Raw genomic sequence first — 13,791 nt, 5'->3', positions numbered from 1 at the left:
CGGCGCGGAGGCGCCCCCGGATCAGCCGGCCCGCCGCGGGCACGGAGTGAGGACGATCGGGGCGTGGGTCCGGGCCACCAGGTCACGGAGGTTTTCGAGCGTGCCGGTGAGAGCACCGGCCGTCCGCGCCTGCACCAGCACGTTGCCGAGCGCGGTGGCCTCGACGGGACCGGCCAGCACCTTGCGGCCCGACCGGTCGGCCAGACGTTGGCACAGCAGCACGTTGAGCGAGCCACCACCGACGACGTGGATCCGGTCGATCCGCTCACCGGACAGCTCCTGGGTGCGTTCGACGGCGTCGGTGAACGCCTGCGCGAGACTCTCCAGGACAGCACGGACCAGGGACGGCCGGTCCGTGGGCGCCGGCAGCCCGTGCTCGTCGTACCACTGCGCGATGCGCCCCGGCAGGTCGCCGGGGGCGAGGAACCGCGAGTCCTGGACGTCGAACACCTCGACATCCCCGGGGAGCCGGGCGGCCGCGGCCAGCAGATCGGTGAGCGACACCGATCCGCCGTCCCGCGCCCACCAGCGCATGCTCTCGCTCAGCAGCCACAGACCCATGACATTGGTGAGGAAGCGGATCCGGCCGTCCACACCGCCCTCGTTGGTGAAGTTCGCCGCGCGCGCCGCCTCGGTGAGCACCGGCTCGGCGAGCTCCGCGCCGACCAGGCCCCAGGTGCCGCAGGAGACGTACGCCGCGCCGGGCCCGGTCATCGGCACACCCACCACGGCCGAGGCCGTGTCATGGGATCCCACCGTCGTGACCAGCAGCTCGGGCAGGTCGAGGGCGCGGGCGAGGTCACCCCGCAGCGCGCCGATCCTCGTGCCCGGGTCGACGAGTTCGCCGAGCACCCGCCGCGGCAGCCCGAGCCGGTCGGCCAGCTCGCGGTCCCATTCCCCGGTGCGGACATCGAGCAGCCCGGTGGTGGACGCGTTGGTCCGCTCGGTCGCCTCCGCTCCGGTCAGCCACCGGCCGAGCAGGTCCGGTACCAGCAGCATGCGGTCGGCGAGCTCGGCCCACGGGTCGGCGGCCAGCTGGTACACCGTGTTGAACGGCAGGAACTGCAGGCCGTTGCGCGCGAACAACTCGGCGCGCGGCAGCGCTGCGTGCACCCGCTCGACACCCGCCGCCCCACGCACCTCGTCGCGGTAGTGGAACGGTACGCCGAGCAGCCGGCCGTCCCGGAACAGGCCGTAGTCCACCGCCCAGGAGTCGATGGCGACACCGGCCAGCCCGCCGCCGGACCGGTGCGCCCGCTGGAGGCCGGCCAGCGCCTGGCGGTACAGCTCCAGCAGATTCCAGTGCAGCCCGTCGGGGGTGCGCACCGGGTCGTTGGGGAACCGGTGCACCTCATCGAGGCGGAGCAGGCCGGGGCCCGCCTCGGCGGCGATCACCCGTCCGGAGGTCGCGCCGAGGTCGACCGCCGCGACCCGCACCGAGGTCATCGGAGGAAGCCCGCTGCCACGCCCGCGTCGACGGGCACGTGCAGACCGGTGGTGTGGGTCATGTCCGGACCGCAGAGCACGAAGACCGCGTTGGCGACGTGCTCCGGCAGGACCTCCCGCTTGAGCAGCGTGCGCTGGGCGTAGAACTTGCCCAGGTCCTGCTCCTCCACGCCGTACACCGCTGCCCGCTTGGCACCCCAGCCGCCGGCGAAGATGCCGGAGCCCTGGACCACACCGTCGGGATTGACGCCGTTGACCCGGATGCCATGCTGCCCGAGCTCGGCCGCCAGCAGCCGGACCTGGTGGGCCTGGTCGGCCTTGGCCGCGGAGTAGGCGATGTTGTCGGGCCCGGCGAACACCGAGTTCTTCGAGGAGATGTAGACGATGTCTCCGCCCATCCCCTGGTCGATCAGCACCTTCGTGGCCGCCTTCGAGACCAGGAACGAGCCCTTGGCCATCACGTCGTGCTGAAGGTCCCAGTCCCGCTCGGTGGTCTCCAGCAGCGACTTCGACAGCGACAGACCCGCGTTGTTCACGACCAGATCGAGGCCGCCGAAGGCGAGTACCGCCGCGTCGGTCATCGCCCGCACGGCCGCCTCGTCGGAGACGTCCGCGGCCACCCCGACGGCGACGTCCGGACCGCCGATCTCCGCCGCGGCGGCCTCGGCCTTCGCCAGGTCGAGGTCGGCGATCACCACGCAGGCGCCCTCGGCGGCGAGTCGCTTCGCGGTCGCCCTGCCGATGCCGGAGGCGGCGCCGGTGACCAGTGCGATCCTGGTGGCGAGCGGCTTGGGCTCCGGCATGCGCCGGAGCTTCGCCTCCTCCAGCGCCCAGTACTCGATGCGGAACTTCTCGGCCTCGTCGATGGGGGAGTACGTCGAGAGTCCCTCGGCGCCGCGCATGACGTCGATCGCGTTCACATAGAACTCGCCGGCCACCCGGGCGGTCTGCTTGTCCTTGCCGAAGCTGAACATGCCGACGCCCGGTACGAGCACGATCAGCGGGTCCGCGCCGCGGATCGCGGGCGAGTCCTCGGTGGCGTGCCGCTCGTAGTAGGACCGGTAGTCCGCGCGGTAGGCGACGTGCAGTTCCCTGAGCCGTGTGATCGACTCCTCCACCGAGGCGGTCGCCGGGAGGTCGAGGACCAGTGGCTCGACCTTGGTACGCAGGAAGTGGTCGGGACAGCTGGTGCCCAGCTTCGCCAGTCGCGGGTGCTCCGCGTGGGCCAGGAAGTCGAGGACCATGTCGGAGTCGGTGAAGTGGCCGATCACCGGCCGGTCCTGCGAGGCGATTCCCCGGATGGTCGGGGCGAGCGCGGCGGCCTTCGCCCGGCGCTCGTCGTCCGGCAGGGCACCGTACCCGTCCAGTGCCGGTCCGAAGGGCTCGGGCCTGCTGTGCTCGGCGATGTACGCGGCCGCGGTGTTGATGATCCACAGCGAGTTGCGCTCGGACTCCTCCGAACTGTCGCCCCAGGCGGTGATGCCGTGGCCACCGAGCACCACGCCGATCGCCTGCGGGTTGTCCCGCCGGACGCGGGCGATGTCGAGACCGAGTTGGAATCCGGGGCGACGCCAGGGCACCCAGACGACCCGGTCGCCGAAGATCTTCTCGGTGAGCTCCTCGCCGTCGGCGGCGGTGGCGATCGCGATGCCGGAGTCGGGGTGGAGGTGGTCGATGTGCGCCGCGTCGACGAGGCCGTGCAGGGCGGTGTCGATCGACGGGGCCGCGCCCCCCTTGCCGTGCAGGCAGTAGTCGAACGCGGCGACCATCTCGTCCTCGCGCTCGACGCCGGGGTAGACGCCGACGAGTGCGCGCATCCGGTCCAGGCGCAGCACCGCCAGCCCGGATCCGGTCAGTGTGCCGAGGTCGCCGCCGGACCCCTTCACCCACAGCAGCTCGACCGGCTCGCCGGTGACGGGATCGTTCTCGGTGCCCTTGGCGGAGGTGTTGCCGCCGGCGTAGTTGGTGTTCCTCGGGTCGCTGCCGAGCCGGTTCGAGCGGCTGATCAGTGCCTCGACGACGGTGTTGTTCACGTCAGTTCCATCCTGCCTGGCGACCGCCGACCCGGTCCGCCTCGATCTGCTTCTGGTAGCCGGAGGCGAGGTAGGCCCGCATCGGGTCGGCCGGGAGGCCGCGGGACTCGCGCCAGTCGGCGAGGTCACGTCGTACGTCGGTGTAGAACGCGTCGGTGAAGATTTCGTGGGCGAGCAGGACGTCGCCTGCGGTGCGCGCCGCGTCGAGTGCCTCGGTGTCGAGGAGCAGCGCACGAGCGGTCATCTCCTGCACGTTGAGCACGGACCGGATCTGTCCCGGAATCCGCTGCTCGATGTTGTGACACTGGTCGAGCATGAGCGCGACGTCCGAGCCGGGCCCGTAGCCGCCGCCCCGGACGACCTCGACGAGGATCCGGAACAGCTGGAAGGGATCGGCTGCGCCGACGATCAGGTCGTCGTCGGCGTAGAAGCGGCTGTTGAAGTCGAACGAGCCGAGCTTCCCGAGCCTCAGGAGCTGGGCGACGATGAACTCGATGTTCGTCCCCGGCGCGTGATGCCCGGTGTCGAGGCAGACCACCGCCCGCTCGCCGAGGGCGACGCAGTGTGCGTACGACGTGCCCCAGTCCGGCACGTCGGTGTGATAGAACGCCGGCTCGAAGAACTTGTACTCCAGCACCAGCCGCTGGTCGCCGGAGAGTTGGGCACAGATGTCCGCCAGCCCTTCGGCCAGCCATTCCTGGCGTGCCCGGATGTCCCCCTGGCCGGGATAGTTGGTGCCGTCGGCGAGCCAGATCTTGAGGTCGCGGGAGCCGGTCTCGTTCATCACCTCGATACAGGCGAGGTGATGGTCGACCGCCTTGCGGCGCACCTTCGGGTCGGAGTGGGTGAGACTGCCGAGCTTGAAGTCGTCGTCCTGGAAGGTGTTGCTGTTGATCGTGCCGAGCGCGACGCCCTGCTCCTCGGCGTGGGCGCGGAGCGCGCCGAAGTCGTCGACCGTGTCCCACGGGATGTGCAGTGCCACCGTGGGGGCGAGTCCGGTGAACCGGTGGACGGTCGCGGCGTCGGCGATCTTCTCCTGGACGGTGCGTGGCGTGCCGGGGGTGCCGAAGACCTTGAAGCGGGTGCCGGAGTTTCCGAAGGCCCAGGAGGGAAGCTCGATCGCGAGCTGGGACAGGCGCGGGGTGACGTCGGCGAAATCGACCATGTCATCTCCCTTGCGAGGGGTTATGAATCGATTCAAACACTTCTCCTACACTGATCGCAAGCGTTTGGTCAGGAGGGGGGTCGTGACGGTTTCTGCCGAATCGGTGCGCATCGGCGATGTCGCGCGCCATGCGGGCGTGTCCGTCGTGACGGTGTCGAACGTCCTCAACCGGCCGCACATCGTCGCCGAACGGACGCGGTCCCGCGTGGAGGACGCCATCCGGCGGCTCGGCTTCGTCCCCAACGCATCGGCCCGCCAACTGCGCGAGGGCGCCTCCCGGACGGCGGGTGTCCTCGTCCTCGACATCGCGAACCCCTTCTTCACCGAGATGGCGCGCGGTGCCGAGGACCGGCTCGTCGAGGCCGGGCTCACCATGGTCCTCAGCAGTTCGGACGCCGACCCGGCACGTGAGCGCAGGATCCTCGAACAGTTCGCGCAGCAGCGGCTCCAGGGCGTGATGCTCACCTCGTCACGGGGCACCCGCGACAACATCGGCATACTCGTCGACCACGGCACCCGTGTCGTGCTCCTCGACCACCGGCCCAAGGGCAGGGACCTCGACGCCGTGGCGGGGGACGACGTGGAGGGCGCGCGCCGCGGTGGAGCATCTGCTCGGCCTCGGGCACACGCGGATCGGCTTCTCCGTGTCCGGCTGGTGTCGGTCGCGCGTGGTGGGGCGGCGTGCGCGGTGCGCGGGCGGCCCCGGAAGGCCGCCAGGCAGTCTCCGCGCAGTACCTTCGAAGCGAGATGTGCGACGTAGGGAAAGCGGTGGTCAGGCAGCGGGCCGCACGGGACAGGCCGCCTCGGCGGCCAGGCGTCGCAGGGCGGCTTCGACCAGCAGGACGAGGGAGAGCACCGCGATCGCGGGCTGCAGGGGTGCCCAGTAACTCAGCGCGCCCGAGGCCCCCAACAGGAGCAGGACCACCTTGTTGCAGACAGGGCAGCCGACGGCGAGGAAGGACAGCACCGCGCCGGCCGACCCGAGCGAACGCCCGGTTGCGTCGTCACGGCGCGAGACGGGCCGGGTTCGTACATAGGTGGCGAACACCACGGCCGACAGCACGCCGGCGAGGACGAGCACCGGGTAGTTCCACCACACCGGCGGCACCGAGCGGGAGAACAGCGGGGTCGGGATGAGGGCGGTGGGCACGCCCAGGAACAGGACCGCCACTGGCGTGGCCGCCGCCAGAGCGGCATATCGGCGTCGGGGCCAGCAGCGCAGGGCGGCCCACGCCGCACGGGGGGAGCGGGAGACAGACAACGAACGACTCTTCCGGTTGAACGGGGTGACAGGGACGCGCGGAGACAACGCGCGGGTCTATACCCGCCGTACGGAGAGTTCGGTGAGATCGGGAGGAGACGGTCTCGGCCCGAAGTACTGGACCCCCGTGCGCCCGGGGCCCCGCACCGGAGGTGTCATGTCATCGGCCTGCGTCGGCAGAGCACGTTCGAGCAGCGCATGGAACCGCAGGTGTTCCTGCTTCGGCTGAACCTTCTTCAGGCACGACGCCTTTCCTGCGGAGACAGGTGCGTCGTGGCCGGCGTCGTCCAGCGCCTCGTGACGTGGCGCCATGTGCAGGTCGGCAGCCGCCGAGGAGGGTGTCGCCCGGAACGCGGGCGGAGAGGCGGTCGTGGCGCAGAACAGTGCGGCCAGCAGGGTCAGCAGCGCGAGGGCGGCGCCCATGGCACCGTGCCGCTTGCGATGCATCGCCGTTCCCCCGTCCCTCGGTCTCGACACCATAGCCCAGGTACCCCCGGGCGTATCGACGCCGGAGCCAGGCGCGTCACGAGAGACGGACCGGAGAGCACATCCCCTGTGCCGACGGGGGGCCAAGTGCCTTATGACGGCCGGTAGGACTTCCGCATCGGTCGCGAGGGCGTCGACCGTCGAGCCGCGTCCCGAGAGGCTGTTGGCGCGTTTCAGGTGCCCGGCCTCACCGCACCGCGCCCTTGGCGGTGGGCGCGAACGGCGTTGCGGGCCGCACGCTGTTCTTGAACACGGCCTTTGAGAACGCCCACGACCGTCGGCTGTTCTCGACCGATGGCACTGACGAGCGCCTCAACGGCGCGGCCGTCCGGCCGGTCGTGATTCCCGAGACGATCGTCGTGGACCGCAGAGTGGCGTTTCCTCGCATCGGTCCTGACCTCGCCCGGGCAGAGGCCGGCGATTCGTTGCGTCGTCAGGCCGGACGTATGGGCGGCCGGGCGGCCCGTGTTCCTTGCGACCGCCCGCTGCGGTGCCTCGACCCGGGTCGGCCGGCCGACGACCGCCGGGACGATTCCTCGCTTGGCCCGGAGTTTTGCGAACAGCTCGCGGAGCTGTGGCTGAGGGCTGTCCCGCAATCCCTGGTGGATCGGCGCGCGGCGTCGGATGCGGTGCGTCGCAAGGGCGGAGGGACGCCCGCAGGCCCGTCGATGCCTCGGACCCGGTGACGCCCCCCGGATCACCAGCAGCAGGAGGGGAAGCCGTGCCGGCTCCGAAGGCCGCAGGCCGTCCACGACAGAGCCACGAAGCGGTGATGGGGGAGCAGTGGCGGTCGTCCGGAGCTCCTGGGACGGCCGCCACCGTTCGTCGGTACGGTGCTACTTTTCGAGCACGGTGGTGCGTGTCAGCGGCAGGTGCCGCGTCTCCCGGAAGGAGAAGAGCACCACCAGCGCGGATACCAGCCCCAGCCCCATCAGGTAGAAGCCGGGCGCCAGGGGAGTGCCGCCGAGGGACACCAGACCGGTTGCGACGAAGGGTGCGGTGCCGCCGAAGAGGACGTACGCGGCTGTGTAGCCGATGGCCGAACCACTCGCCCGGAGCTGGCCGGGGAACATCTCGACCATCGCGGGCACATTGGAGGTACCGATCACCGCGACCAGTGCGGCCAGCAGCGCCGTGCCGACGATCGCGCCCGTCAGCCCCTCACCGATCAGCCAGAATGCGGGCAAGGTGGCCACGGTGAAGCCGCCGCACGCGATGAGCAGCATCGGCTTGCGGCCGAACCGGTCACTGGCGGCGGCCATCAGCGGGCATGCCAGGCTGTACACGAGCATCGCCACCATGCTGGTCAGCATGGCCTGCGACTTGGTGTACCCGACCTCTTCGGACATGTAGGCGATCATGTAGCTGCTCATGAGGTAATACCCGACGGCGTTGGTGATGCTGTAGCCGAAGAGCGTCATCACCTGGCGTCGGCAGACCCGCCATGCCTCGCGCAGCGGTGCCTTCTGCACCACGTCGTCCTTCTCCAGCGCCCGGAAGACCGGAGTGTCCTGGATACGGCTGCGCAGATACAGGCCGATGAGGCCGAGCGGCCCGGCGAGCAGGAACGGAACGCGCCAGCCCCAGCTGTTCAGCGCCGCTTCGTCGAGCAAGGAGGTGATCAGCAGGCCGGTCGACGCACCGGCGACGGAGGCCAGTCCGACGGTGAGCGGCACCACGCTGGCATAGCGGGCCCTGCGCCCCTCGGGGGCGTACTCCATGATGAACGCCGAGGCCCCGGTGTACTCGCCACCCGTGGAGAAGCCCTGCATGGCCCTCAGCAGGAAGAGCAGGACCGGGGCTGCGATGCCGAGCGTCGCGTAGCTGGGCAGCAGACCGATGAGCAGGGTCGAACCGCTCATGCACAGCACGCTCAGCGCGAGCATGCGGTTGCGCCCGATGCGGTCGCCGTAGCGGCCGAAGAACGCGGCGCCGAGAGGGCGGGCGATGAAGCCGCCGGCGAAGACGGCCCAGGTGGCGAGGAGCGCCGCGGTCTTGTCGTACTGGGGGAAGAAGAGCCCGGCGATGGTCGCGGACATGATGGCGTACGCCCCCGAGTCGAACCACTCCACGAAGTTGCCGATGGCCGTCGCCGTGGCCACCTTGCGGCGTACGCCCGGGGTGACGGCGGTTTCGGGCTCCACGGGTCTCGCCGACTGGGGTGCGGACACCGCAGCACTGGTGTCGGTCGTCATGTCCGTCCGTCCTTCCGGGATGGTGCCGCGACGTCGGGCCCGGCAGGGCTCAGGTCTCGGGCGCGAAGAGCAGCTCGCTGGATCTTTCCGGTGGCTGATCGAGGCAGCTCTTCGACGAACTCGATCAGGCGCGGATAGGCGAAACGGGAGTGGGCGGCGCGGGCGAAGCGGGTGATGGCCTGTGCCAGGGCCTCGTCCGGTTCGTAGCCGGGGTTGAGTTCGATCCATGCCTTGACGGCCTGTCCGCGAACCGGGTCGGGGACGCCGACCACTCCGGCGTCGGCGACCGCGGGGTGACCGCGCAGCACGGCCTCCACTTCGTACGGTCCCACACGGTAGCCGGACGTCTTGATGACGTCGTCGGTCCGGCCGAGGAACCAGAAGTACCCGTCCTCGTCCATGACGGCCTGGTCCTTCGTGCGGTACCACGTGCCCCCGAACGACTCGGCCGATGCCTCGGGGCGGTTCCAGTAGCCCAGCGGGAACTGCGGGTTGGATCCGGCGCGCAAGCAGATCTCGCCGGGCTGCCCGACCGGCACCTCGTGGTCGTCGGAGTCCAGCAGCGCCACGTCCCAGCCGGGAAGAGGGCGGCCCATCGAACCGGGCTTGACCGGTACACCGGGGAAATTGCCGAGCAGCGGATACGACTCCGTGGACCCGTAGTAGTCCAGCAGGGTGACGCCGAACTGAGCACGGAACCACTCGATGAGGTCTGGGGTGAGCGGCTCGTTCGAAGAGCACACCACCCGCAGCGACTGGGGATGACGACTGCCCGCATCCGGGACGTCCTGCATCATTTTACGGAGGAATGTTGGGTTGACCAGGGCCGTTGTCACCTTGTTACGGGACATGGCCGCCAGCAGCCCAGCGGGGTCGAAGCCGCCGGCCGGCCGGTACACGAGGTGCACGGCGCCCGCACGGAGGGGGCCCATCAATTTGGCCATGGACCAGGCCCAGTCACCGGCTCCGTAGAACACGTCGCCCGGTCGCAGATCGTGGCAGTAGCGGAATTCGTTGTGCCCCAGCAGGGTGCGGTGGGCATGCACAATGCCCTTGGCGGCACCTGTGGTGCCCGAGGTGTAGAAGATCAGCGCCGGGTCGTCCGGGGCGGTGTCGGCCGTGGTGTACACCGGGGACAGCGCGCTGATGGCCGGGTCGTCGATGTCCACGACCGTGCCGCTGAAACCGGCGGCGCGGTCGCCTGCGGAGGCCTCCGTGACCAGAACGGTGGCGCCGGAATCGGCCAGCCGGTAGCGAATGGGGTCGTCGGCCCACAGCAACGACATCGTCACCAGGACGGCGCCGGTGCGCAGTACGCCGAGATAAGTCGCCGGGGTGTCGGGGCGCTGGGGGAGCAGCACTGCCACCCGGTCGCCCTTGCGCACCCCGAGTGTGTGCAGATGGGCGGCGATCTGCCGGGAGCGGTCCTGGATCTGCTGCCAGACGACCTCTTCGCGGTGACCGGTGTGGTCCTCGAAGACGAGCGCGAGCCGGTCGCCAGGATGGCGGTCGGCGACATCAGCGGCCATGTTGTAGCGGTCGGGGACGGTCCACCGGTGCTCTTCGATGAGATGGCGGTAGGCACTCTCGCCGTCGAAGGCCGCGCCGGTGTGCGGCGTGAGGCTGGTGGTCATTGAGGGTTCCTCTCCTGAGGACGAGGGGGGATGCGGCGGACTCAGCGGCGGCGGCCGGCCAGGAAGCGGGCCATCTCGCGCTGGGGCTCACCCGTGGCATACGCGGCGGTGTGCACCTTCTTGGCCGTCTCGATCGCGTCGTCGAGGTCCGCGTCGTCCAGTTCGCGCAGCCGCCCCTTCGTGAGCGCGACCGCGCCGGGAGGGAGTTCGGCCAGGCGGGTTGCCTCGGCCAGCGCTTCCGCCTTGACCTGCTCCTGTGCGACGAGACGTGTGAGGAGACCGAGCCGCTCGGCCTCGGTGCCGTCGACGAGGCGGCCACCGAGCGCGAACTCGGCGGTCTTCGCCCGGCCGAGGATGCCCCGCATCGCCCAGATGCCGGTGATGCTGGGGATGCCGGACAGCACTTCCGGCTGCCCCATCCGGACCGCGGCGTGGCCGATGCGGAAGTCGGCGAGCAGAGCGAACTGGAAGCCCGAGCCCGCTGCGACGCCGTTGACGGCGGCGACGACCGGCTTGTCCAGGCTGCGTACGACGCGGAAGAGCCGGCCGAAGTCGTCGATCCATGCCTCGGCGGCCGCGTGGTCGTCGGGATCGATCGCCGCGGTCTCGGCGAGGTCCTGACCGGCGCAGAACGCGCGGCCGGCGCCGGTGAGAACGACCGCGCGGCACCGCTCGTCCGCCCCCAGCGCGTCGAGTGCCGTGACCAGTTGGCTCCGCATTTCGCCGGTCCAGGCGTTGAGCTTGTCGGGGCGGTTGAGGGTGACCTCGGCGACGTAGACATCGGCGGTCGTGGCCGTCACCGGGTGCCGGGTGACGACGACGGTGCTCTTCTCGGTCATGAGGGCATGCCTTTCTCGGGATGGGCAGGGGGAAAGGAGGTGATGGAGCCGAAGGGAAGCGGAGTTACGGGCGGATGTCCGTGAGCGGGCGTCCCGTGAGCAGTCATGCAAACAGGCGGGGATGTGAACTGGCCAACACCAATCGGGACTGGCCGTGATATCGGAGCGATATGGTCCGCTCATGGAGCTCCGCCACCTGCGCTACTTCGCCGTCCTTGCCGAGGAACTGCATTTCGGCCGTGCGGCGGAACGCCTGCACATGGCCCAGCCGCCTCTGTCGCAGCGCATCCGCGACCTGGAGCGCGAACTCGGGGTACGGCTCTTCGACCGGACGCGGCACCGCGTCCAGCTGACCGAGGCCGGGGCACTGCTCCTCGAGCATGTGCGGCCGGTACTCGCCGGGGTGGACACCGCGCGCGAGGCGATGCGCAGGATCCGGCCCGGCGAGGCAGGCGTGCTGCGGGTCGGCGTACCGCCGGACACCGGCCCGACGGTGCTGCGGAATCTCACCGTCGGCTTTGCCGACCGGGTGGCCGATGTGCTACTCGATCTCCATGAGCTCACCACGGACGAGCAGTTGGCCCGGCTGCGCGAGGGCGAACTGGACGCGGGGGTGGTCCGGCACCCGTCGGACACGGTGGGCCTGGAGTCGGGTCCTGTGGTGCGGCGGGAACTGGGCGTCGTGCTGCGGTCGGACCATGCCGCGGCAGCGGGCGGCGGTGGGGTCCGGCTGAGGGACCTCGACGGGACGCCACTGGTGATCTTCCCGCGTGCGATGGCGCCGCGCCTCTACGACCACATGCTCACCATCTGCCGGGACGAGGGATTCCTGCCCGGATCGATCAGACACGCGCGCAACCCCCACTTCGTGCACGGGCTGGTACTCGCGGGTCGTGGCGTCCATCTCAACGAGGCCCCGGTCACCCCGCTCATCGACGGTCTGGTGTGGCGTCCACTGGAGGGGGCGCCACTTGCGTGGCTGACCTCGGTGGTATGGGTGCCGAGCCGGGACAACGAAGCGATCGCGTCGTTCGCCGAAGCGGTCTCGGAGAGCCTTTCCGGAGCCGACGGCTGAGCGGCCCGTCGCGCGGGGGCGACACCTGAGTCGCGCTGTCCATCGGCTGCACGACCCCGCCCGACTCCCGGTCGCGCGCAGCCGCGCCACAGCGGTGCACCGGTCGTCGGTCGTCGCGACGGCCGCCACCTGCTGCCCGCGCAGGAACGCCACCGGGCGCGGACCGGCGGGTCCGCGTGGGCAAAATGCCACTTCGTGTCCCGGGCCGCGCACCACCCGGGATCGATCGCGTCCTGGCGCCAGCCCGATCTCGAGCGGTGGGTCCTTCTCACCCGGTCGGGGCGTGTGAGGGCCGACGGTTTCGTCGGTGACCTGCAGCGAGCTTCAGCACCACGGTGCCGGTGGGGACGATGACGATCATCAGTGCACCGCAGCCGATGAGGACGGCGGGGGCACTGGCCCGGTCGAGGAGAAAACCGCCGAGCCCCGCTCCGAGGGGGGAAGCCGTCAGGAGTACGGCGCTGCGCGCAGCCAGGACCGTGGTGAGCGATTCGGCGCGTGCATGGTGCTGGATCAGGGTGAGGGAGAGTGCGGAGTAGGGGCCATAGACGAGTCCGGCGAAAGCGAAGCCGGTCAAGGAAGGAAGGGCGGTGTCCGTGATGGCGAAGGACAGGATGGCGCAGCGGGCCGGGTTCACCCTTGCCGAGATCACGCAGCTGCTGGCCGACGACGCCATACCATCCGCCACCCGTCAGTGGCGGGACATGGCCACGCGCAAGCTGCCCGAGCTCGACCTGCACATCGCCCAGACCCAGGCCCTGCGGCAGGCAGTCGCGGACTGTTTGGAGTGCGGCTGCATGAACTTCGATCAGTGCGTACTGCTCGACACCACCGACGCAGCACCCTGACCGCAGACGCGCCCGACGGCCACGCAACTGCCGAAGCACCAATGCTCCAACGCTCGCCCGCATTTTGAAACGGTCAGCAATGAGCAGCCACGGCCGTACCCACGACGTTACGTCGGGTTGGGTTCACCGTTGTGTCTCCATCCCCGCCGCGGACTGTGGGCCACGGCCCGGGGCAGGGCCGTCGGGCCGGGTGGGCGCCCCGGCGATCGGGATGCCTGTAAGCCCTCCGAAAGTGCGGAGGCCCCGACAACCGCTTCAGTTGGACGCGGGAGCCTCAGCTCCCCGACTTGGGCCACGGCCGCGCGAAGTGGCTGGTGGAGCCGACGCACGCGAGCACCAGGCCCGCGACGCAGCGGACCACGCACTGCCGAGGGGCGGCCGTCACCGCGCCCGCCGGATCCGCCACGAGGGCCGTGGCCCTCCTGGGCGGCCCCCGTGCGCCAGGCCGCCCACGTCAAGGTGAAGCCCGCGCCGATCCCGCCCGTCTCCAGGGAGGGGCGTCGAGGTTCTCCCGCAGGGACTGAAGGGACTGGGCCACGGCATCGGAGTCCCGCCCGAGCAGGTGGCCGCCGCTGGTGACCCCGGCCCCAGCCCCGCGCGAACCTGGTCGGCAGCAGGGACTCGATCCGCTCCCACAGGTCGTCCGACACCGAACTTCGGACTTCTCCTCCACCCACAACACCTCGCCCCTACCCACCACCTGCACTGGTCATGGTGGAGACGACTCAGCCGAACCCGCACCCGCTACAGCCACTACAAACGACGAGGCCACATCCCATAACTGTGATTGCAGTATTGGCCCACCGGTA

General features: G+C 70.3%; 13 protein-coding genes. 4 read left to right on the top strand and 9 right to left on the bottom strand.

The genetic code is table 11. The features are described from left to right. Nucleotides 1-21 precede the first annotated feature (21 nt). From AMK22_RS10595 to rhaI, 3 genes are read right to left on the bottom strand one after another with little or no spacing between them, the layout of a single operon-like run. Nucleotides 22-1,446: a rhamnulokinase gene (locus tag AMK22_RS10595; protein ID WP_073783751.1), complete on the bottom strand. Its 1,425-nt coding sequence runs from the start codon at nt 1,444-1,446 to the stop codon at nt 22-24. Next, nucleotides 1,443-3,479, bottom strand: coding sequence for a bifunctional rhamnulose-1-phosphate aldolase/short-chain dehydrogenase (locus AMK22_RS10590; protein ID WP_073783749.1), 2,037 nt, complete (start codon nt 3,477-3,479; stop codon nt 1,443-1,445). The genes AMK22_RS10595 and AMK22_RS10590 overlap by 4 nt, the downstream gene beginning before the upstream one ends. A gap of 1 nt (nt 3,480) precedes the next feature. Next, nucleotides 3,481-4,644, bottom strand: a complete 1,164-nt coding sequence (rhaI, locus tag AMK22_RS10585) for an L-rhamnose isomerase (RefSeq protein WP_073783747.1) — start codon at nt 4,642-4,644, stop codon at nt 3,481-3,483. Between the two features lie 82 nt (nt 4,645-4,726). On the opposite strand from rhaI, the gene AMK22_RS10580 reads away from it, so the two are divergent. Further along, the gene (locus AMK22_RS10580) at nt 4,727-5,404 is read left to right on the top strand and encodes a LacI family DNA-binding transcriptional regulator (RefSeq protein WP_158072036.1); all 678 of its coding nucleotides are present in this window, start codon (nt 4,727-4,729) and stop codon (nt 5,402-5,404) included. A 12-nt stretch (nt 5,405-5,416) separates the two neighbouring features. Here AMK22_RS10580 and AMK22_RS10575 read toward each other — a convergent pair whose 3' ends face one another. Together AMK22_RS10575 and AMK22_RS10570 are read right to left on the bottom strand one after the other, a co-directional pair. Then, entirely contained in the window at nt 5,417-5,905 is a 489-nt protein-coding gene (locus tag AMK22_RS10575; RefSeq protein ID WP_073783743.1) for a hypothetical protein, read from the bottom strand. Between the two features lie 57 nt (nt 5,906-5,962). Next, nucleotides 5,963-6,352 carry a hypothetical protein gene (locus AMK22_RS10570; protein ID WP_073783741.1) on the bottom strand — a complete coding sequence of 130 codons (390 nt, stop codon included), beginning with the start codon at nt 6,350-6,352 and terminating at the stop codon, nt 5,963-5,965. Between the two features lie 248 nt (nt 6,353-6,600). On the opposite strand from AMK22_RS10570, the gene AMK22_RS10565 reads away from it, so the two are divergent. Further along, entirely contained in the window at nt 6,601-7,077 is a 477-nt protein-coding gene (locus AMK22_RS10565; protein WP_073783739.1) for a hypothetical protein, read from the top strand. Nucleotides 7,078-7,227: 150 nt separating this feature from the next. Here AMK22_RS10565 and AMK22_RS10560 read toward each other — a convergent pair whose 3' ends face one another. The 3 genes from AMK22_RS10560 to AMK22_RS10550 are packed head-to-tail and all read right to left on the bottom strand — an operon-like array spanning nt 7,228 to nt 11,059. Beyond that, nucleotides 7,228-8,586 (bottom strand): MFS transporter, encoded by a 1,359-nt coding sequence (locus tag AMK22_RS10560; protein ID WP_073783737.1) that lies wholly within the window; start codon nt 8,584-8,586, stop codon nt 7,228-7,230. After that, a complete protein-coding gene (locus tag AMK22_RS10555) occupies nt 8,583-10,220 on the bottom strand; it encodes an acyl-CoA synthetase (RefSeq protein WP_073783735.1) in 1,638 nt (545 codons plus the stop codon). The genes AMK22_RS10560 and AMK22_RS10555 overlap by 4 nt, the downstream gene beginning before the upstream one ends. A gap of 41 nt (nt 10,221-10,261) precedes the next feature. Beyond that, nucleotides 10,262-11,059, bottom strand: a complete 798-nt coding sequence (locus tag AMK22_RS10550; RefSeq protein WP_073783733.1) for an enoyl-CoA hydratase/isomerase family protein — start codon at nt 11,057-11,059, stop codon at nt 10,262-10,264. 181 nt (nt 11,060-11,240) lie between these two features. Here AMK22_RS10550 and AMK22_RS10545 point away from each other — a divergent pair, with 181 nt between their 5' ends. Continuing rightward, the gene (locus AMK22_RS10545) at nt 11,241-12,134 is read left to right on the top strand and encodes a LysR family transcriptional regulator (RefSeq protein WP_073783731.1); all 894 of its coding nucleotides are present in this window, start codon (nt 11,241-11,243) and stop codon (nt 12,132-12,134) included. A 268-nt stretch (nt 12,135-12,402) separates the two neighbouring features. Here AMK22_RS10545 and AMK22_RS10540 read toward each other — a convergent pair whose 3' ends face one another. Then, nucleotides 12,403-12,711 (bottom strand): hypothetical protein, encoded by a 309-nt coding sequence (locus AMK22_RS10540; protein ID WP_199883182.1) that lies wholly within the window; start codon nt 12,709-12,711, stop codon nt 12,403-12,405. Between the two features lie 22 nt (nt 12,712-12,733). On the opposite strand from AMK22_RS10540, the gene AMK22_RS10535 reads away from it, so the two are divergent. Beyond that, on the top strand, nt 12,734-12,982 hold the full coding sequence (locus tag AMK22_RS10535; RefSeq protein ID WP_079186047.1) for a MerR family DNA-binding protein: 249 nt from the start codon (nt 12,734-12,736) through the stop codon (nt 12,980-12,982). Nucleotides 12,983-13,791: the final 809 nt, after the last annotated feature.

The sequence above is a fragment of the Streptomyces sp. CB01580 genome (assembly GCF_001905795.1).
In the GTDB taxonomy this organism is placed as follows: domain Bacteria; phylum Actinomycetota; class Actinomycetes; order Streptomycetales; family Streptomycetaceae; genus Streptomyces.
This window is presented reverse-complemented; position numbering and strand designations above follow the sequence as displayed.

What these genes read in the sequence shown, in the direction of transcription:
- AMK22_RS10595 (WP_073783751.1), bottom strand. Translation starts at nt 1,446, where the DNA reads ATGACCTCGGTGCGGGTCGCGGCGGTCGACCTCGGCGCGACCTCCGGA.
- rhaI (WP_073783747.1), bottom strand. Translation starts at nt 4,644, where the DNA reads ATGGTCGATTTCGCCGACGTCACCCCGCGCCTGTCCCAGCTCGCGATC.
- AMK22_RS10570 (WP_073783741.1), bottom strand. Translation starts at nt 6,352, where the DNA reads ATGCATCGCAAGCGGCACGGTGCCATGGGCGCCGCCCTCGCGCTGCTG.
- AMK22_RS10560 (WP_073783737.1), bottom strand. Translation starts at nt 8,586, where the DNA reads ATGACGACCGACACCAGTGCTGCGGTGTCCGCACCCCAGTCGGCGAGA.
- AMK22_RS10555 (WP_073783735.1), bottom strand. Translation starts at nt 10,220, where the DNA reads ATGACCACCAGCCTCACGCCGCACACCGGCGCGGCCTTCGACGGCGAG.
- AMK22_RS10550 (WP_073783733.1), bottom strand. Translation starts at nt 11,059, where the DNA reads ATGACCGAGAAGAGCACCGTCGTCGTCACCCGGCACCCGGTGACGGCC.
- AMK22_RS10545 (WP_073783731.1), top strand. Translation starts at nt 11,241, where the DNA reads ATGGAGCTCCGCCACCTGCGCTACTTCGCCGTCCTTGCCGAGGAACTG.
- AMK22_RS10535 (WP_079186047.1), top strand. Translation starts at nt 12,734, where the DNA reads ATGGCGAAGGACAGGATGGCGCAGCGGGCCGGGTTCACCCTTGCCGAG.